Raw genomic sequence first — 19,548 nt, forward strand, 5'->3', positions numbered from 1 at the left:
TTAGCAATCTAATTACTAAATTAAAATTAAAACTATGGAATCACACAAAGTAGACTTATTTATGATCAGCAATGCTAAGTATTTTGAAAGCTATCATTTATCAGCTGTTAGAGAAAAATTAAATTCATTAGAAGATGAAAAATGGCCCTTAGTTTTAGAAATGCAATTTAAAAATCCTGATACAATGATGATTGTTTCTTTAACTGCAGGACAGTTAGGAATAGACAGATTCATGCTTGGAGACACAGGAATGGGTGTTTTAAAACTGATAACTTGTGGTGGTTTTGGAATTTGGGCGATTGTAGATTGGTTTTCAATTATGAGTGCGGCACGTGAGAAAAATATGCAAATTTTCCAAAACGCTTTATATTAAAAATGACTAAAAACAAGTTATACCTAATTGTATTAATAGCTTGTTTTTCAGGATATCTTTATTTAATATTCACTAACAATTATTCTGAAAACGGACAAGTATCCGTTTGCATGATTAAAAATGCGACTGGTTTTGCTTGTCCTTCTTGCGGAACAACTCGGGCGGTTCAAGCACTTTACAAAGGTGATTTGATAGGTTCATTACAATTTAACCCTTTCGGAATAATTGTCAGTTTCGCGATGTTGGTTTTGCCTTTATGGGTTGTATTTGATTTAGTAACCAAAAGACAAACGTTTTATAAGGCTTACAATAAAATGGAGTCCATTTTAAAACAAAAAAAAGTAGCTATTCCTTTAATTATTCTAGTTGTTCTCAACTGGATTTGGAACATTTATAAAGAATTATGACACAAGAAACGACTTTTAGTTACAATCCCACAGAGCACGAAAGAGAAAAGGCTTCCAATAGTTATTTAATGTCTTTAGTTGCTGTAATTGCTGGGTTGCCATTGCCAATTATTAATTTGTTGGCCACTTTATTTTTCTATATTGGAAACCGAAAAAGCACCTATTTTGTAAGATGGCATTGCATTCAGGCCTTGCTTTCGCAAATAGTACTGCTTTTCGCAAATAGCTATAGCTTTTGGTGGACCGTTTCTATCCTATTTACCGATGAAAAAGCCACAAACAACTATTTTGCCTATTTATTTACGGTGATTGTTTTTAATGTTTTAGAAATTATTTCAACTATTTATTGTGCCGTTCAAACAAGAAAAGGAAAACACGTTCAAGTTTTCTTTTTTGGAAATGTTACTAATTTAATTTGTAGATCATAATGATAAAGAAAATCATACTTCCAGGACTTATTATTGTAATCGCTTTTTTTGGGTTATTTTATGGTTTATCTCAAATTGATTGGGTTACTGAATTTAATGTAAAACAAGTTCGAAGTTCATCAGAAAATAAAATTGGAGAGCTAATTTGGGATGAAATTTCATCAACAGAGCAAGTAAATACCAATGATTCTATTATTAAAACATTGGATAAATTACTAGAACCTATTTGTAAAAACAACAATATAGAAAGAGATTCCTTGAAGATTCACATCGTTGAAAAAGACGAAATCAATGCGTTTGCACTTCCAAATAATCACTTAGTAGTTTACACTGGATTAATCACTGAATGTAAAAATCAAGAAGCTTTGCAAGGCGTTTTAGGTCATGAAATTGCGCATATTACCAATAATCATGTCATGAAAAAATTGTCAAAAGAAATTGGTTTGTCTGTAATGCTTTCGGCAAGTACAGGAGGAAAAGGTAGCGCTGTGGTGAAAGAAATTTTGAAATCGCTTTCTTCCTCTGCTTATGACCGAACTTTGGAGAAAGAGGCCGATATGACAAGTGTTGATTATTTGCTTAACGCCAATATTAACCCAGAACCATTAGCTGATTTCATGTTTGAATTGGCGCAACAAAATGACACTTCCGATAGTTTGTATTGGATTTCATCACACCCAGAATCAGAAGAGCGTGCTAAATATATTCTAGATTATTTAAAAGGAAAAAAGTATAAAAAGCAAACTACCATTACTAAAACAGAGTGGGAAAATTATAAGAAGTTAATCAAAGAAAAATCGAATTAATTTTAATAAAAAAAGCGACAATTAAGTCGCTTTTTTTTGTAATTATAAATAACCTTTTTCGGATAATTTTCGTTCTAATTCCGCTTGAAACTCTTCCATAACAGGCTTAACTGTGCTGTCGGGAATATCAGAAATTCTGATGTACATCAACCCATCAACCGCATCGTTGAATAATGGATCGACATTAAAGGCAACCACGCGAGCGTTTTGCTTGATGTATTTTTTTATCAAAACAGGAAGTCTTAGAGTACCCGGTTCTAATTCATCAATAATTTTATCAAACTTATTTAAATCAGATTCCGCTTCATTAAAAACAAAGTCTTTATCAGCATCTTTAAGGACAACTTTAAATGCTTTCTTAGGATGAATGTACTGAGCAATATAGGGATCATAGAAATTAGATTTCATGAATTCAATCATCAAGGATTTTGAAAATTCTGAAAATTGATTACTAATACTAACACCTCCAAGTAAAAATTTATGCTCTGGGAATCGCAATGTGGTATGAATAATTCCTTTCCAAAGTAGGAAAAGCGGCATCGGTTTTTGTTGGTATTCTTTAATAATAAAGGCGCGTCCCATTTCAATAGATTTAGACATCATATCGTGTAATTCAGGTTCAAAACGGAAAAGCTCATTTAAATAAAAACCATCCATTCCATATTTTGGATAAATTTCTGATCCCAATCCCATTCTATACGCTCCAGCTACTTTTTTTGCATCGTCATCCCACAAAAACATGTGATGGTAATATTTATCAAATTTGTCAATATCTGTTGATTCATTGGTTCCTTCACCTATTTCTCGAAATGTGATTTCGCGTAAACGGCCTAATTCATGTAAAACATTTGGGATTTTATCCGCTTGCGCAAAGAACACCTCGTAGTTTTTGCTTTGAAGCAAACGGCAATCTGAAGCTCTCAAAGCGTTAACTTCTTGAATCATTTTTTCAACTGAAGCGCCAGTAACTATAGCTTTAGGACCTTTTTTAGGAAGTTTGATTTTTGGTGTAGGCAAAAAAGGCTTATCCTTTACAAAAGCTTTGGAAAGCATGTAGGTCTTTTTGCGTAAAAAATTAGAATATTCCTCGATGGTTTCATATTCATTTTGCTCGTTTACAGAAATAGGTTTCCCAATTCGAACTTTAATAACTCTTTCTTTTTGAGAAAACACTTCCGAAGGTAATTTAGCGGTTCGTAGCGTGTCACCAATTTTTGATAAAAAGTAAAACAATTGGCTATTTTTAGCATGGAAATAAATTGGAACAACTGGAACTTGAGCCTTTCTAATAACCTTTATCGCTCCTACTTCCCAAGGTTTGTCAACTACTAATTTTCCATCTTTGTAGGTTGAAACCTCCCCGGCAGGGAACATTCCTAATGGTTTTCCATCTTTTAAATGAATTAATGTTTCCTTAATACCAATAACACTCGACTTAGCGTCTTTGTGATTTTCAAATGGATTAACCGGCATTATGTATTTTTTCAAAGGGGCAATTCTATGCAAAAGAAAATTGGCTATAATTTTGAAATTTGGTTCTCTTTCGAGCATTAATTTCAAAAGTAAAACTCCGTCAATTCCTCCTAAAGGATGATTTGAAATGGTAATGTAGGCTCCGTCTTTTGGTAAACGCTTAAAATCTTCTTCTGGGATTTCAAATTTAATTTCTAAATCATCTAAAATGGAATTTAAAAAAGCAACATCTTCTAAATGCTTGTTTTTATCATAGAACTTATTTAGCGTAGATATTTTTAAAACTTTCATCAGTAACCACCCTGAAAAAGTTCCAAAAAAACCATACTTATCAGCTTTTATTGCTTTTGCGACTTCTTTAGCGGAAACTAAACCCATTGATTTTTATATTTAAAACGTAAAAACAAAGATAGAAAAAAAGTTATGTAACCAATGAAATTTTGAGTCCAATTTCTTCACATTTTCTGCAATAATCGTTAAGTTTTTTATTACTTTTGGTGATATAAATATTGAATTATAATAATGAGAATCATTTCCTATAATGTAAATGGAATTCGAGCTGCCATTTCTAAAGGCTTTATTGAATGGTTGCAACATTCTAATCCAGATGTTATTTGCCTTCAGGAGATCAAAGCAACTGAAGATCAAGTTCCCTATTTGGATATTGAAATGGTAGGATATCCCTATCAATATTATTTTCCAGCAACAAAAAAAGGATATAGCGGTGTAGCAATTTTATCAAAAGTTAAACCCAATAATATCGTTTTTGGAACTGGAATTGAACATATGGATTTTGAAGGTAGAAATTTACGTGTCGATTTTGATGATTTATCGGTGATGAGTTTGTATTTGCCTTCTGGTACAAATATTGAGCGATTGAGTCATAAATTCATGTTCATGGATGATTTTCAAAATTATATTAATGAACTAAAAAAGGAAATTCCAAACTTGGTGATTTGTGGTGATTATAACATTTGCCATAAGGCGATCGACATTCATGATCCAATTAGAAACGCCAATGTATCGGGATTTTTACCGCAAGAAAGAGAGTGGCTTGATCAGTTTATGAAAAATGGATTTATTGATAGTTTCCGTTTTTTCAATGACCAGCCCGATAATTATAGTTGGTGGAGTTACAGAGCAGGCGCTCGTGGAAATAACAAAGGCTGGAGAATTGACTATTGCCTAGTGAGCGAAACATTAAAAGATAAGTTAAAAAGGGCCTTTATTTTGCCAGATGCAAAACATTCTGACCATTGTCCCGTTGTAGTAGAAATAGAATAATTTAACCCTCGTAATACTAAATTAAAATGATAAAAAAAATTTCAATAGGATTAATGCTGATTGCATTATCAAGCTCTTGCGTTTCTAAAAAAGTTTTTAATGAGTTAGAAACTAAATTTGCCGATTTAAAGAAGGAAAACAGAAAAACTCAAGACTTATATGATAGCATTTCGAAAGCTAAAAGTCAGCTTGACAGCGATTATTCTTCACTAAAAAAGGACTATGAAAAAACAAAAGCCGAAAGAGATAAACTAGCAATTGACTTTGCTGCTGCAGATAAAAATCTGAAAACGTTACAGGCTTCTTACACGGCATTAGAAAAAAACAGCGATGACTCTTTGAAAGAAAACATGGCTAAAAATAGAGAGTTGTTAGCGCAATTAGAAGCTAAAGAAAAAGCGCTTGCAGCTGAGAAAGAAAGACTAAATAAACTAAGTGCTGACTTGAAAAAAGGTACCGATCGTGTGAATGAATTAGAGAGTATTATGGCGGCTAAAGAAGCAGCGATGAAGAAATTAAAAGACGCACTTTCAAAATCTTTAAAAGCATTTGAAGGAAAAGGATTAACTGTAAATCAAAGAGATGGGAAAGTTTATGTTTCTATGGAAAACAAATTACTTTTCGAATCTGGAAGTTGGGCTGTAGGTCCAGAAGGGAAAAAAGCAGTGGTCTTAGTAGCTTCTGTTTTAGCTCAAAATCCAGATATTTCAGTGTTAATTGAAGGACATACCGACAACGATAAATTTGCTGGAGCTGTTGGACAAATTGAAAACAACTGGGATCTTTCAACCAAAAGAGCTACTGCAATTGTAAATATCTTATCTGAAAATAAAGGCGTTAAAAAAGACAATCTAACTGCTGCTGGAAGAGGGGAATTTGCTCCATTAATGAGTAATGATACTCCAGAAGGAAAAGCTAAAAATAGAAGAATTGAAATTATTTTGACCCCAAAATTAGATGAAATATCTAAAATGTTGAACGAGTTGTAAATAAGTTCAAAGTGAAAAAGGTTTAAAGGTTCAGAGTTTCACTTTGAACCTTTTTTATAAAAACCAACCCTAAAATAGTCAATCGACAAAATGAAATACAGTAATTTACCAAATACAACTACTGAAATCAGTAAAATTGCCCTTGGAACCATGACTTTCGGGCAACAAAACACGGAAACTGAAGGCCATGCGCAAATGGATTATGCACTTGAAAATGGCGTTAATTTATTTGATACTGCAGAGATGTATTCGATACCCGCAAAAAAAGAAACCTACGGAAGTACCGAGAAAATTATTGGAACTTGGTTTAAAAAAACTGGTAATCGTGAAAAGGTAATTCTAGCAACAAAAATCGCAGGGCCCAATAGAAACCTGAATTACATGCGTGAAGAAATTGACTTTTCTCCAGCAAGTCTGACTTTTGCATTGGAACAAAGTTTGAAAAGACTACAAACAGATTACATCGATTTATACCAATTGCACTGGCCAGAAAGAAAATCGAATATGTTTGGAGTACTTGGATTTAAAGTTCAAGAGGATCCTTGGGAAGATAATTTCCAATCGGTTTTGGAGTGTTTACAAGGCTTTATCAAACAAGGAAAAATTAGAAATATTGGTGTTTCAAATGAAACTCCATGGGGATTAATGCGTTTTCTTGAAGAAAGTAAAAAACACAATTTGCCTAGAATGGCAACTATTCAAAATCCATATTCATTGGTCAATAGAAGTTTTGAGGTGGGAATTTCAGAAGTTTGCCATCGAGAAAATGTTGGCCTTCTCGCCTATTCCCCATTGGCTTTTGGAGTACTGTCTGGGAAGTTTCTAAACGGCGCAAACCCTCAAAATGCGAGAATAAATTTATTCCCGCAATTTGCTCGTTACAATAGCGAAAATACAAGAGAAGCAACTCGAAGATACAACGAAATTGCGAAAGATTTTGGGCTCACATTAACAGAGTTATCGTTGGCATTTGTAACACAACAACCATTTTTGTCAAGCACCATTATTGGAGCAACAACAATGGAACAATTAAAAGAAAACATCAATACAATTAAGGTCACTTTGAATGAAAATGTGTTAGCAGAAATAGAAAAAATTCACAATATTTTTCCAAACCCAGCGCCATAATCTATTTGAAAATGAAAACAATAACTCCCATTTTTTCGCTAATTATCATTTTGAATTTATTTTCTTGTAAAGCATCAAAAGAAACCATTTATACCTCACCACCTCAAAAAATAAAATCAATAACATTTGAAAATTGGACTGCTGGTAGAATGGAAAGTGGTAGCGGATCAGTTTTTATGATTGAGCTAGAAAAACCACTTCAAACTAACATCCAGCTAGAAAAAATTTATTACAAAGACCTAGAAACTGAATTAGTAAAAGTAAACGAAACTACATTTAGAGCTAATTTTCATTATAATGCCATTTATCAAAAACACGAAAACTCAGCCATTGGAGTAAAAAAATTTCTTTTAAAAGAGAATGAAGCCGTTATCGAATATCAAAAAAACAATAAAAAATATTGGCATAAATGCACCCAAATAAAAGAAATTACTCCAATACTATTTCCCTAGAAAATGTGCTAAAAATTACTTATTTTTGTTAATTACAAATCACAATCAGCAATTTTGAGTTTATATAAAAACCTTTTCAAACAAACTGCAATTTACGGACTGGCGACAGTATTGCCGCGTATGTTCAGTTTTTTATTAGTGCCATTATATACCGATTTGCTGCCTAAAGCAGCCTATGGAAAAGTAACCATCGTATTTGCATGGATGATTTTCTTTAATGTGATTTTGGCCTACGGAATGGAAACCGCCTTTTTCCGATTCTATAACAACGAACCCAATAAAAAAGCCGTAATTGAAACAACCACAGTTTCTATATTTTGGTCCACTTTATTATTCCTTTGTTCAGCGTTATTGTTGAAAAATCACCTCGCCGATTGGTCTGGAATCGACGTGCAATATATTATTTATACCATTTGGATTCTCGTTTTGGACGCTTTGGTAATTGTGCCCTTTTCTAAACTTCGAGCCTACCAAAGACCTGTTGTTTATGCCATTGTTAAAATAGGAAATGTAATAGTAAACTTATCATTGAACGTATTTTTCCTTATCTATTTACCAAAAATTGCTCAAGAAAATCCTGACAGTTTCCTAGGTTCTCTGTACACCGATAACTTTGAAGTAGGTTACATTTTTGTATCCAATATCATCGCTAGCTTCCTCACATTTATAGCATTATCGCCAAACTATTTTCACGTCAGTTGGGAATTTGATTTTGCGCTTTGGAAACGAATGATGCGCTACGGATTACCAATTATGGTAGCAGGAATAGCCTTCGCAATCAACGAACAATTTGACAAAATCCTACTTGGAAAACTACTTCCAGCCAATATTGCCGAAGCTGAAGTTGGTGTTTATTCCGCTTGCTACAAACTCGGTTTGTTCATGGTTTTATTTCGAACCGCCTATACATTAGGAATTGAGCCCTTCTTTTTCAGTCATGCTAAAAATGAAAATGCACCTCAAACCTATGCTATAATTACCAAATATTTCGTCATTTTCGGCTCATTCATTTTACTTTCAGTAATTGTTTTTGCCGACGTGTTAAAATATATTATGCTTCGCGATCCCTCCTATTGGGAAGCCATGAAAGTCGTTCCGCTAATTATTTTAGCCAACTTTTTCCTTGGAATTTATACCAATTTATCGGTGTGGTACAAGCTAATTGATAAAACTTATATCGGTGCCTATATTTCAATTTTTGGGGCAGCGGTTACGTTAATTTTGAATTTCGCATTAATCCCAATTATGGGTTATTATGGATCGGCAATAGCTACCATTGCTGCCTATGGAAGCATGATGGTAATTTCCTATTTTCTTGGAAATCGTTATTATCCTATTCCCTACGACTTCAAAAAAATTAGTGGTTACATGGGGTTGTCGATCCTTTTTTCCATTATTTCCTTCTATTATTTCCGTGAAAATTATTTCGTGGGAGTGCCTTTATTGCTAGTATTTATGTATTTTATATATCACAACGAAAAAGAAACTTTAAACAAAATTTTAAAACGAAAAAATAATTAGAAGCTATTTCCCGCTATCCGCTATATCCACACAAAAAAGTGTGGGATGCCGCTAATATCGGGGCTAAAATCGCTTGGATTATCAAATATAATTTTAGATTAAAATGAAAATAAATATCATTAATAAATCACAACACGAATTACCAAACTACGAAACTATCGCTTCCGCAGGAATGGATTTACGCGCCAATTTAACTGAATCTATAACGCTAAACCCTTTGGAAAGAACCATCGTAAAAACTGGACTTTTCATTGAATTACCAATTGGATATGAAGCGCAAGTTCGCCCAAGAAGCGGATTGGCAGCCAAAAAAGGAATTACCGTTCTCAATTCCCCAGGAACTGTAGATGCTGATTATCGTGGAGAAATTGGAGTGATTTTAGTAAATTTATCCAGCGAACCTTTCGTTATCGAAAATGGAGAAAGAGTCGCGCAATTAATCATCGCAAAACACGAACGTGCTGAATGGATTGAAGTTCAAGAATTGTCAGAAACGGCAAGAGGCGAAGGCGGTTTTGGAAGTACTGGAGTAAAATAATAAATAATAATTGGAACGAGATTTCTTAGTTCCTCTCAAAGACTAAATATGAAAATAATAGTGCCAATGGCGGGCCGTGGCTCCCGATTAAGACCACACACATTAACAGTTCCAAAACCTTTAATCCCAATTGCTGGTAAACCAATCGTTCATCGATTAGTGGAAGATATCGCGGGTGTAATCAATCAAGAAATTGAAGAAATCGCTTTCATTATCCATAAAGATTTTGGAAAACAAGTTGAAGTAGAGCTTATTGCAATCGCCGAAAAATTGGGTGCAAAAGGTACTATTTGCTATCAAAATGAAGCTTTAGGAACCGCTCACGCAATAATGTGTGCAAAGGAATCAATGCAAGGGCCAATTGTGGTTGCTTATGCCGATACCCTTTTTAGAGCCGATTTTTCACTTGATACCTCGGCCGATAGTGTTATTTGGGTAAAGCAAGTCGAAGATCCGAGTGCTTTTGGAGTTGTACAATTAAATGAAAATAACCAAATTGTTGACTTCGTAGAAAAACCCAAAGAGTTTGTTTCTGACTTGGCAATAATTGGAATATACTATTTTAAATCGGGGGAAACTTTACGTGCCGAATTACAATATTTATTAGATAATAATGTGGTGAAAGGAGGAGAATATCAATTGACAGATGCCCTTGAAAACATGAAGGTAAAAGGGTTAAAATTTGTTCCTGGGAAAGTAGACGAATGGATGGATTGTGGAAACAAAAATGTAACTGTAGAAACCAATTCAAGATTACTAAATTTCCTTCATGCTGACGGTGAAAATCTAGTTGATCCATCTGTTATTTGTGAAAACAGTACCATCATTCAGCCTTGTTTTATTGGTGAAAACGTAAAACTGATAAATGCGACTGTAGGGCCAAATGTTTCTTTAGGAAAAGGATGTACAGTTCAAAATGCAACTATAAAAAATAGCTTAGTTCAAAATCAATCTACCATTAAAAACGCCAATTTAGACAATGCAATGATTGGCAGTTTTGCTAGTTTTGATGGTAATTTTACTAGTATCAGTATTGGAGATTTCTCCGTTTTAGAATAAATGAAAAAACTATTTCAAATATTACTTTTCTCACTTTTGCTATGCAATAAGGCATCACTTTGGGCACAAAATCCCGCCGAAGATGTGGCATTGGAAAAAGATGATTTTCAAGATTCGTTTTATGAATCGTTAAAGCAAAAAGGAATTGAAAATTATGATAAAGCAATTATTGAATTAGAAAAATGTTTGAAAATTCAACCCAATAATGCTACTATTTATTTTGAGTTAGGCAAGAATTATTTTGAACAAAAAGAGTACAAAAAAGCCTTCGAATCATTTGAAAAAGCAACAATAATAGATCCTACTAATCGCTGGTTTTGGGCTGGAATGTATGATGTATATTTTGAAACTAAAGAATTTGAAAAAGCAATTCCTATCGTATTAAAACTAATTGAATTCAAAAAAGAGTACAAGGAAGACTTGGTTTCGCTTTACATGAATACCAATCAATATGATAATGCATTGGAATTAATAAATGAGCTGAACGATCAAGTTGGAAAATTAGAAATGCGAACACTTTATAAAGCTCAAATTCTAGAAGATCCAAAATACCATAGTTCTGAACGAATAAATTTATTAGAACAAATTAAGAAAAACCCAAAAGAAGAATCAAATTATGTGGCTTTAATCTTTTTATATAATAAACAAAACCAAGAAATATTAGCCCAAGAAATAGCAAAGAAATTAGAACTAGAAATTCCAAATTCAGATTGGGCTAAAGTGAGCTTGTTTAAATCATATCTAAAAAATAACGATGGAGAGAATGCTGTAAAAGCTATGAATTTTGTGCTTGGAAGTTTAAAAATCGATCAAAAGATAAAACACAGAATACTGAATGAATTTCTACTTTTTATCAAAGACAAACCACAATTTGATTCGGATTTAGAAAAGGCAATTTCCTATTTTGATTCAGATAAATCAGTTCAAGTTGCGAAAGAAATAGGTAAATTTTATCATAATAAAAAGAACTGGGAAAAGGCAATTCGATTTTATGAAATTCAATTGAAAAAAATGCAAGACGATTTAGAAACGGCATTACTTTTGTTTGAATGTTATACTGAAAAAGGGGATTTTGACGTTATTGAAAAGAAAGCAGATTCGTATATCCAAATTTATCCAACTCAACCACAATTTTATTATTATTTAGGGTTGGCTTTTAACCAAAAAGGGCTATTCAAAAAAGCAAAAGACATCCTTGAATCAGGTTTAGATTTTGTAATTGATAATCAAAAACTAGAAATCAATTTCAACATACAATTAGGAGAGGCGTTTAATGGTTTGGGAGATATTAAGAAAAAAGAATACTATTTTTCAAAAGCAGAAAATGCTTTAAAAAACAAAAATTAATGAAAAAATATATTGGTTTACTATTATTGGGTTTCCTTGTTTCCTGCTCAGCAAAAAAAGCTGTAATTGCAGAAACACCAGTTAATAACAAACTGTCAGTTGATAAAATAATTGAAAATCATTATAAAAATAAATTGAATTTTAACACCTTGTATATTAAATCTAGTGTGAGTTATAGAGATCCAGACCAATCTCAAAATGTAACAGCTGAAATCAAAATTAAGAAAGACGAAATTATTTTAGTAAGCATTCGAATATTAGGAATAACTATGGCGAAAGCTTTAATTACTCCTGAAAAAGTGCAATATTATGAAAAATTAAATAGTAGCTATTTTGATGGAAATTATTCGGCATTAAGCAAATTGTTAGGTACAGAATTGGACTTTCAAAAAGTTCAAAACTTGCTTTTAGGACAAGCATTTGATAATTTGAAAACAGGTAAATACAATTTCACTTTAGAAGAAAACAGCTACAAACTAGAATCAGTTTCAAATACAAATATTAGCAAAAAGTTCTATTTATCAAGTGATAATTACTTAATTAAAAAGGAAGAAATTTCCCAACCTGCCTTAGAACGAATGTTGCAAGTAATTTATCCAGCTCGTAAATCGGCTGAAGAATATAATTTGCCAGCAGGGATAGCAATTGAAGCCAATCAGAAATCAGAAAAAACAACAATAAATATCAATTATAATACTATTTCATTCAACGAAGAACTTTCTTTTCCATATTCTGTTCCAAATTCTTACGAAAGAATATTTATTAATTAAATTTGCAAAAAATAAGCTACAATATGTCAAAATTTATTTATAGTTTTTTAATTCTCTTCATCACTTGTTCTGTGTGGGCGCAACCGGAAGACCAACAAAAAAAATTGGAAGAACGAAAAGCTCAGATCCAAAAGGAAATTCGTGAAACTGAAGAACTTTTGCAAGCAACAAAGAAAAAAGAAAAATCAGTTACTAAACTAATCGTTATTCAATCTAACAAAATTAAACTTAAAGAGAAATTAATTAATACAACTGAAAAACAAACAAAGTTGTTGAGTAACGACATGTATTTGAATCAGTTACAGATAAACAGATTAAAAAGGGAATTGGAAATCTTAAAAAAGGATTATGCTGCAATGATTGTAAAATCCTATAAAAGTAGGTCGGAACAAAGTCGAGCAATGTTTTTATTATCGTCAGAAAATTTCCTTCAAGCCTACAAACGAGCGCAGTATATGAAACAATATGCCAGCTATCGAAAAACTCAAGGTGTTGAAATTAAAGATAAGACTGCGGAACTTACTAATTATAATGAAAAGATTGTAGTTCAAAAAACAGCCAAACAAAAATTAATTGAAGAAAACGAAAAAGAGCGTTTAGAACTTCAAAAAGAAAGACAAGAACAAGAAGCTTTAGCTAATTCTATCAAAAAAGATAAGAAAAAGTACATGGCTGAAATCAAGAAAAAACAACAAGAAACGAGAGCTATCGATCAAAAAATTGACCGTTTAATTCGTGAAGCAATTGCAGAAGCCAATAAAAAAGCAGCAGAGGCAAATAGAAAAGCGATTGAAGCAAGTAGAAAAGCAACACCAAATAACACTAAAATTCCAACAAAAGAGGCCGTTGTTGCTGAAACAAAAGCAATAGAGTCGTCTTCAAAAATAGTATTAACAGCAGAAGGAAAAATTATCGCTGATAACTTCAAAGCTAATAAAGGTCGTTTACCTTGGCCAGTTGAAAAAGGATCGGTATATTCTGCTTATGGAGAACATGCCCACCCAGAATTCAAATCGCTAACCATAAAAAATAGTGGAGTAGATATTGAAACTGAAAAAGGGGCTAACGCTAGAGCCGTATTTGGTGGAGTGGTAACCAGTATTATGGTATTTTCACCAGTAAATACTGCAGTTATGATTCAACATGGAGATTTCTTCACAGTATACCAAAATCTAAGTTCTGTTTCTGTTAGTAAAGGTGATAAAGTTTCTATAAAACAGACCATTGGTCGCATAAGAACTAGTGGAGATTCTGGAAAAACTATTTTAAAGTTCACTATTTCTCAAAATACGACCTATTTTAATCCAGGAAGTTGGTTGTATAATATGTAAAAAAAGGGAGTCAAAATTGACTCCCTTTTTTTAATCAAAGATTGCTTTTAATTCGGTTGCTTCATTTGGTTTCATTTTTCCAGCTAAAACCAAACTCAATTGTTTTCTTCTTAAAGCGGCATCAAATCTCGCTTTTTCTAATTCAGTTTCAGGTATTATCGGTGGTACTTCAACAGGTCGCCCGGAGTCATCAACCGCTACAAAGGTGTAAATTGCTTCATTAGCTTTGCTTCTAGTTCCCGTTTCCCTATCTTCAATCCAAACATCAATAAAGATTTCCATGGAACTTTTGAAACTTCTGGACACTTTCGCTTCAACGGTAACTACGCTTCCCAAAGGTATCGCTCTATTGAAAGCCACATGATTTACAGAAGCCGTAACTGCTACTCTGCGCGAATGTCTTCTCGCAGATATACTTGCGGCTCTATCCATTCTTGCCAATAATTCCCCACCAAAAAGATTGTTTAGAGGGTTGGTTTCGCTCGGTAATACTAAATCGGTTAATACCGTTAAAGATTCTGAAGGATGTTTTGGGTGCATATTTTTTTTTTACAAAGGTACTACTTAGGAGACAAAAAAAATCCCGAAATTATCGGGATTTAATATTTAAAATTGTTCAATCAAGATCCAAGCATTAGGATTTTCTGATTTTTGTATATCTGATTTAATTCTTTCAGCCTCCTCAAGTGTTGGGAAACTTCCGTAAAGTACAGGAAATAATCCATTTGAATTAGGAGCTAATCTTTTTGCTTTATACCCTTTTCTAGTCAGTCTTTTGTAAACTTTTTCGGCATTTTTATCAAGTCTAAATGCGCCCGCAACAATATGATAAGGCATGTTTTCCTCTTTTACAGATAACGTTACTGAAGGAAGTGGATTGCTAATTACGAATGTTGCTTCTTGAATTGTATTTTGCACTTGTTTTTGAACTTCTGTTTGAACAATTAATGTATCTGAGGCTACTTTATCTTGGTATAATTTAAGTCCCATTATACCTGAACAAGTAAGTGAAAATACAATTAATGCTGCATATTTAAAGTAAGTACGACCTATATTTCTATCTGGAACTAATTGGATTACATCCTCTTCTTTTACATTTTCAAAAACATGTTCAATAACTTCTCTCTTAATTGAAGGCGCTATTAAATTGGTTAAACCAAATGAACTTGCTAAATAATTAACTTGCTCGAAAGGAGTAAAAACGATGTTATTTTCTGAATTTAAATTGAATTCCCCAATGCTTTTAAAAGTTAATTTATTTACAGATTGTAATTCATTCTTCCATTTTGTAATTTCATTTTCGATAGAAACAACCGCTGATTCATATGAGATTTTCTCGTTTTGAGCTACATGATTCGCTAGCAATCCGTCGTTGTTTTTCAAAAACGAATTGAAAGAAATTAATTTCTTCGGTGGGTAAAAACCATTGCTAGACTCATGCCATTGTGCTGATTGAATATCAGTTAAAAAAGCACCAAAACCAGGAATCGTTACACATTGATATCGATATAATAGCTGAGAGATGTAATGTTCTAAATTCATAATAACAAAGTTATACAATCAAAATAGTTATCAAAATTTTATTTACAAAATTTATTAACAATTTACATAAAAATTCCTATATTACTGAAATAAATCTATGCCATGAATGAAACCGAATTATATTACCTATTAGCATTACAAAAAGTAGAAGGTGTGGGCGATATTGTTGCCAAAAAACTACTCACTCATTGCGAAAACGCAGCTGCAATTTTCAATTCTAAAGCTTCCCAACTTACATCAATTGTCGGAATTGGATCGGTATTAATTTCGAAATTGAAAGATAAATCTATATTTGCTAAAGCTGAAGTTGAATTAAAATATATAATAAATAATAAAATAAATGTTTCGTTTTTCCAAGACAAATCCTATCCTGAAAGACTAAAACATTGTATTGATGGCCCGTTACTTTTATTTTCAACAGGAACTATTGACTTTAATAACCGAAAGATTATAAGTATTGTGGGTACAAGAAAAGTCACTTCATATGGGATTGAATTTTGTAAATCTTTAATCTCAGAATTGGCCCCCTTAAATCCAATAATTGTTAGCGGTTTTGCTTATGGCGTTGACATTGTTGCTCACCAAGCAGCAATTGAAAACGACTTGCAAACAATAGGAATAGTTGCGCATGGGTTGGATCAAATTTATCCTAGTTCTCACAAAAAATACGTTTCAAAAATAGAACAAAATGGGGGATTTATGACCGAATATTGGAGCGGGACCAATCCTGAAAAAGAGAATTTTGTAAAAAGAAATCGGATTGTTGCTGGGATTTCTGAGGCAACAATTGTAATTGAATCTGCAATAAAAGGAGGTTCCTTAATTACCGCCAATTTAGCTAACGATTACAATCGGGATGTTTTTGCAGTTCCAGGAAGAACTTCGGATAAATTAAGTTTAGGATGTAATAATTTGATTAAAACTCAAAAAGCAAATTTGCTTACGAGCGCTGCCGATTTAGTTTATATTTTAAATTGGGATATCGAAAAAACAACTCGCTCTGTTCAAAAAAAATTATTTGTAACCTTAGAAAATGAAGAGCAAAAAATTTACGATTACCTTTTAAAATCAGGTAAAGAAATACTAGATATTATAGCTTTGGAATGTGATTTGCCCATTTACAAAATATCGGGAATTCTATTGAATATGGAATTAAAAGGCGTAGTTAGGCCATTACCGGGGAAACTTTTTGAAGCGATTTAGAAACTAAATCCTAGCTTTTGACGGACTCTTTTTAAAACTCCATTTGCAATTACTGCAGCCTTTTCAGCTCCGCGAAATAATTCTTTATCCACCTCTTCATGATTGCTCATGTAGTAGTTGTACTTTTCACGCTCCGTTTTGAATTTTTCAATAATTAATTCAAATAATTCTTGTTTGGCGTGGCCGTAACCATAATCGGCATTTGCATTAGCATAATTTTCTCTCATTTTCTGAATTTGAGAATCGGTTGCTAATAATTTATAAATAGCAAATATATTACAAGTTTCAGTGTTTTTTGGCGCTTCAATCGGAGTGCTATCGCTCTCAATTGACATAATTTGCTTGCGCAAAGATTTATCATCTAAGAAAATATTAATGATATTATTTGCCGATTTACTCATTTTTCCTCCATTTGTTCCTGGAACATATTTGGTTTCTTCTTGAACATTGGATTCTGGTAATACGAATGTTTCACCCATTTGGTGGTTAAAACGAGCCGCAACATCACGAGTAATTTCAATGTGCTGTAATTGGTCTTTTCCAACAGGTACAAATTGGGCATCATACAACAAAATATCAGCTGCCATCAACATTGGATAAGAAAATAATCCTGCATTTACATCTTCTAAACGGTCTGATTTATCTTTAAATGAATGGGCTAATGTCAATCTTTGATATGGGAAAAAACAGCTCAAATACCAAGCTAATTCTGCAGTTTGAGGAACATCGGATTGACGATAAAAAATCACTTTATTTACGTCTAAACCACATGCTAACCAAGCAGCAGCGGTACTATAAGTATTTGCTCTTAAAGTTTCGCCATCCTTAATTTGAGTTATAGAATGCAAATCGGCAATGAAAAGAAACGATTCGTTTTCTGGTTTATTAGACAGCTCAATTGCTGGAATAATAGCGCCCAACAAATTTCCTAAATGAGGAGTCCCTGTACTTTGAATACCTGTTAAAATCTTTGACATTATTTTATTGTTTACCGCAAAGTTAAACCTTTGTATCAAAAATAACAGAGAAATATGTATTTTTGACATTATGAAATTAATAAAAAATACATTCTGGTTCCTTTGGCGAATCTGGTTTCACATTATGTTAGCGTTGCCTTTAGTAATAATGGGGCCAATAATGTTCCTATTTCTGCTTAAAGAAAAGTGGTATCCGTATTTCTTTGTTTTGGCAAGAATATGGGCAAAAGTAGGACTTTTTGGGACTGGTTTTTATTATAAAATTGAACGCGAACAAAAATTTGAGGCAAATAAAAGCTATATGTTAATTGCCAATCATACCTCAATGACCGACATAATGTTGATGCTAGCGGTTTCAAACCAGCCTTTTGTATTTGTAGGAAAAATTGAATTGGCAAAAATTCCACTTTTTGGGTTTTTCTATAAACGCAGCTGTATTTTAGTGGATAGAAGTAATTCAAGAAGCCGAATGGAAGTTTTTGAACAAGCACAAAAAAGATTAAGACAAGGATTAAGTATCTGTATTTTCCCTGAAGGTGGAGTCCCATCTGATGAATCTATCGTTTTGGCCGATTTTAAAGATGGTGCATTTCGCTTGGCAATTGAACATCAAATTCCGATAGTTCCAATAACTTTCCCAGATAATAAAAAGAGAATGTCTTATACTTTTTTTAGTGGAAGCATGGGAATTATGAGAGCAAAAGTGCATCCATTTATAAATACTACTGGAATGACAATTGAAAATAAAAATGATATTCGAGAAATAAAAACTCAGTCTTGGAATAGAATTCAAAAGCAACTTTTAGAATATAACGGATAAAAAAATGCTCATTTTCATGAGCATTTTTTTTATTTAAGCATTAACTTCTTTAATGTGTTCTTTAATTTTATGTTCTAATTCGTCAGCCATTTCTGGGTTGTCTTTAATTAGAGCTTTTACGGCATCACGCCCTTGACCTAATTTAGTTTCACCATAACTGAACCAAGATCCCGATTTTTTTATTATTTCAAATTCTACAGCTAAATCAAGTATCTCTCCCGATTTTGAAACTCCTTCACCGTACATAATATCAAATTCGGCAACTTTAAATGGTGGCGCAACTTTATTTTTCACCACTTTAACTTTAGTTCTGTTTCCAATCACATTTTCACCGTCTTTAATTTGAGTAGAACGACGAATATCAAGTCTTACAGAGGCATAAAACTTCAATGCATTTCCTCCAGTTGTAGTTTCTGGACTTCCAAACATAACTCCAATTTTCTCTCTCAACTGATTGATAAAGAATACGGTACAATTTGTTTTACTGATTGTTCCGGTTAATTTTCTTAGTGCTTGTGACATTAAACGAGCATGTAATCCCATTTTAGAATCACCCATTTCACCTTCAATTTCACTTTTTGGTGTTAAAGCTGCTACAGAGTCAATTACAACAATATCAATTGCTCCTGAACGTATTAAATTCTCAGCAATTTCCAATGCTTGTTCTCCATTATCTGGTTGAGAAATAATTAAATTCTCAATATCAACGCCTAATTTTTCAGCGTAAGTTCTATCAAAAGCGTGTTCAGCATCTATAAAAGCGGCAATACCTCCTACTTTTTGAGCTTCGGCAATAGCATGTAATGTTAAAGTAGTTTTTCCTGAAGATTCTGGACCATATATTTCAATAACTCTACCTCTTGGATATCCATTTACTCCTAAAGCTAAATCCAATCCTAATGATCCTGATGAGATTGTTTCTACTTCTTCAACGGCTTTGTCCCCCATTTTCATTACGGTTCCCTTACCATAAGTCTTGTCTAATTTGTCTAATGTTAGTTGGAGGGCTTTTAATTTGGCTTCTTTTTCTGAACTCATCTTTTCTTTCATTTAGTTTCACTTATTTTTAGTAAAAATAGTGCTTTTTTTTGAAGTTACAA

The 19,548-nt window shown here is 32.8% G+C and carries 21 protein-coding genes; 16 read left to right on the top strand and 5 right to left on the bottom strand.

Translation table 11 applies throughout. From position 1 onward, the window contains the following. Nucleotides 1-34: 34 nt before the first annotated feature. Genes AC9UFV_RS03725 through AC9UFV_RS03740 form a run of 4 tightly spaced genes read left to right on the top strand, consistent with a single transcriptional unit; the run spans nt 35 to nt 2,014 of the window. Nucleotides 35-373 carry a TM2 domain-containing protein gene (locus tag AC9UFV_RS03725; protein ID WP_509572912.1) on the top strand — a complete coding sequence of 113 codons (339 nt, stop codon included), beginning with the start codon at nt 35-37 and terminating at the stop codon, nt 371-373. 2 nt (nt 374-375) lie between these two features. Next, complete coding sequence (locus AC9UFV_RS03730) at nt 376-780, top strand: DUF2752 domain-containing protein (RefSeq protein ID WP_509572914.1); 405 nt, start codon at nt 376-378, stop codon at nt 778-780. Beyond that, nucleotides 777-1,208, top strand: coding sequence for a magnetosome magnetite crystal formation protein family (locus tag AC9UFV_RS03735; RefSeq protein WP_509572916.1), 432 nt, complete (start codon nt 777-779; stop codon nt 1,206-1,208). The genes AC9UFV_RS03730 and AC9UFV_RS03735 overlap by 4 nt, the downstream gene beginning before the upstream one ends. Beyond that, entirely contained in the window at nt 1,208-2,014 is an 807-nt protein-coding gene (locus AC9UFV_RS03740) for a M48 family metallopeptidase (protein ID WP_509572918.1), read from the top strand. The genes AC9UFV_RS03735 and AC9UFV_RS03740 overlap by 1 nt, the downstream gene beginning before the upstream one ends. A gap of 42 nt (nt 2,015-2,056) precedes the next feature. On the opposite strand, the gene AC9UFV_RS03745 is transcribed toward AC9UFV_RS03740, so the two are convergent. Further along, nucleotides 2,057-3,865 (bottom strand): lysophospholipid acyltransferase family protein, encoded by a 1,809-nt coding sequence (locus tag AC9UFV_RS03745; RefSeq protein WP_509572921.1) that lies wholly within the window; start codon nt 3,863-3,865, stop codon nt 2,057-2,059. A 144-nt stretch (nt 3,866-4,009) separates the two neighbouring features. Between AC9UFV_RS03745 and AC9UFV_RS03750 the strand changes: the two genes are divergently transcribed. The 10 genes from AC9UFV_RS03750 (at nt 4,010) to AC9UFV_RS03795 (ending at nt 13,906) form a co-directional block, all read left to right on the top strand. Continuing rightward, a complete protein-coding gene (locus AC9UFV_RS03750) occupies nt 4,010-4,771 on the top strand; it encodes an exodeoxyribonuclease III (protein ID WP_509572924.1) in 762 nt (253 codons plus the stop codon). A 26-nt stretch (nt 4,772-4,797) separates the two neighbouring features. After that, nucleotides 4,798-5,760, top strand: coding sequence for an OmpA family protein (locus tag AC9UFV_RS03755; RefSeq protein ID WP_509572926.1), 963 nt, complete (start codon nt 4,798-4,800; stop codon nt 5,758-5,760). Between the two features lie 90 nt (nt 5,761-5,850). Continuing rightward, nucleotides 5,851-6,888 (top strand): NADP(H)-dependent aldo-keto reductase, encoded by a 1,038-nt coding sequence (locus tag AC9UFV_RS03760; RefSeq protein ID WP_509572928.1) that lies wholly within the window; start codon nt 5,851-5,853, stop codon nt 6,886-6,888. Between the two features lie 11 nt (nt 6,889-6,899). Continuing rightward, the gene (locus AC9UFV_RS03765; protein WP_509572930.1) at nt 6,900-7,340 is read left to right on the top strand and encodes a hypothetical protein; all 441 of its coding nucleotides are present in this window, start codon (nt 6,900-6,902) and stop codon (nt 7,338-7,340) included. Between the two features lie 54 nt (nt 7,341-7,394). Continuing rightward, on the top strand, nt 7,395-8,861 hold the full coding sequence (locus AC9UFV_RS03770; protein WP_509572933.1) for a lipopolysaccharide biosynthesis protein: 1,467 nt from the start codon (nt 7,395-7,397) through the stop codon (nt 8,859-8,861). A 103-nt stretch (nt 8,862-8,964) separates the two neighbouring features. Next, on the top strand, nt 8,965-9,399 hold the full coding sequence (gene dut, locus AC9UFV_RS03775) for a dUTP diphosphatase (protein ID WP_509572935.1): 435 nt from the start codon (nt 8,965-8,967) through the stop codon (nt 9,397-9,399). Between the two features lie 48 nt (nt 9,400-9,447). Then, nucleotides 9,448-10,458, top strand: a complete 1,011-nt coding sequence (locus tag AC9UFV_RS03780; RefSeq protein WP_509572937.1) for a sugar nucleotidyltransferase — start codon at nt 9,448-9,450, stop codon at nt 10,456-10,458. Further along, on the top strand, nt 10,459-11,805 hold the full coding sequence (locus AC9UFV_RS03785; protein ID WP_509572939.1) for a tetratricopeptide repeat protein: 1,347 nt from the start codon (nt 10,459-10,461) through the stop codon (nt 11,803-11,805). Then, nucleotides 11,805-12,575 carry a lipoprotein insertase outer membrane protein LolB1 gene (lolB1, locus tag AC9UFV_RS03790; RefSeq protein WP_509572941.1) on the top strand — a complete coding sequence of 257 codons (771 nt, stop codon included), beginning with the start codon at nt 11,805-11,807 and terminating at the stop codon, nt 12,573-12,575. The genes AC9UFV_RS03785 and lolB1 overlap by 1 nt, the downstream gene beginning before the upstream one ends. Before the next feature lie 23 nt (nt 12,576-12,598). Further along, nucleotides 12,599-13,906, top strand: coding sequence for a murein hydrolase activator EnvC family protein (locus tag AC9UFV_RS03795; protein WP_509572943.1), 1,308 nt, complete (start codon nt 12,599-12,601; stop codon nt 13,904-13,906). A 30-nt stretch (nt 13,907-13,936) separates the two neighbouring features. Here the strand turns inward: AC9UFV_RS03795 and AC9UFV_RS03800 are convergent, their stop codons facing one another. Both AC9UFV_RS03800 and AC9UFV_RS03805 read right to left on the bottom strand, forming a co-directional pair. Continuing rightward, complete coding sequence (locus AC9UFV_RS03800; RefSeq protein WP_509521020.1) at nt 13,937-14,446, bottom strand: acyl-CoA thioesterase; 510 nt, start codon at nt 14,444-14,446, stop codon at nt 13,937-13,939. 66 nt (nt 14,447-14,512) lie between these two features. Next, nucleotides 14,513-15,448: an HU domain-containing protein gene (locus AC9UFV_RS03805; protein WP_509572945.1), complete on the bottom strand. Its 936-nt coding sequence runs from the start codon at nt 15,446-15,448 to the stop codon at nt 14,513-14,515. Between the two features lie 102 nt (nt 15,449-15,550). Here AC9UFV_RS03805 and dprA point away from each other — a divergent pair, with 102 nt between their 5' ends. Then, nucleotides 15,551-16,651: a DNA-processing protein DprA gene (gene dprA / locus AC9UFV_RS03810; RefSeq protein WP_509572947.1), complete on the top strand. Its 1,101-nt coding sequence runs from the start codon at nt 15,551-15,553 to the stop codon at nt 16,649-16,651. On the opposite strand, the gene trpS is transcribed toward dprA, so the two are convergent. Further along, complete coding sequence (gene trpS / locus AC9UFV_RS03815) at nt 16,648-17,628, bottom strand: tryptophan--tRNA ligase (RefSeq protein ID WP_509572948.1); 981 nt, start codon at nt 17,626-17,628, stop codon at nt 16,648-16,650. The two genes, dprA and trpS, sit on opposite strands and share 4 nt — an antisense overlap. Nucleotides 17,629-17,698: 70 nt before the next feature. Here trpS and AC9UFV_RS03820 point away from each other — a divergent pair, with 70 nt between their 5' ends. Further along, complete coding sequence (locus tag AC9UFV_RS03820) at nt 17,699-18,448, top strand: lysophospholipid acyltransferase family protein (RefSeq protein ID WP_509572950.1); 750 nt, start codon at nt 17,699-17,701, stop codon at nt 18,446-18,448. 33 nt (nt 18,449-18,481) lie between these two features. Here the strand turns inward: AC9UFV_RS03820 and recA are convergent, their stop codons facing one another. Continuing rightward, complete coding sequence (gene recA, locus AC9UFV_RS03825; RefSeq protein WP_509572981.1) at nt 18,482-19,486, bottom strand: recombinase RecA; 1,005 nt, start codon at nt 19,484-19,486, stop codon at nt 18,482-18,484. Between the last annotated feature and the right edge of the window lie 62 nt (nt 19,487-19,548).

The organism is Flavobacterium sp., assembly GCF_044349645.1.
Lineage (GTDB): Bacteria > Bacteroidota > Bacteroidia > Flavobacteriales > Flavobacteriaceae > Flavobacterium.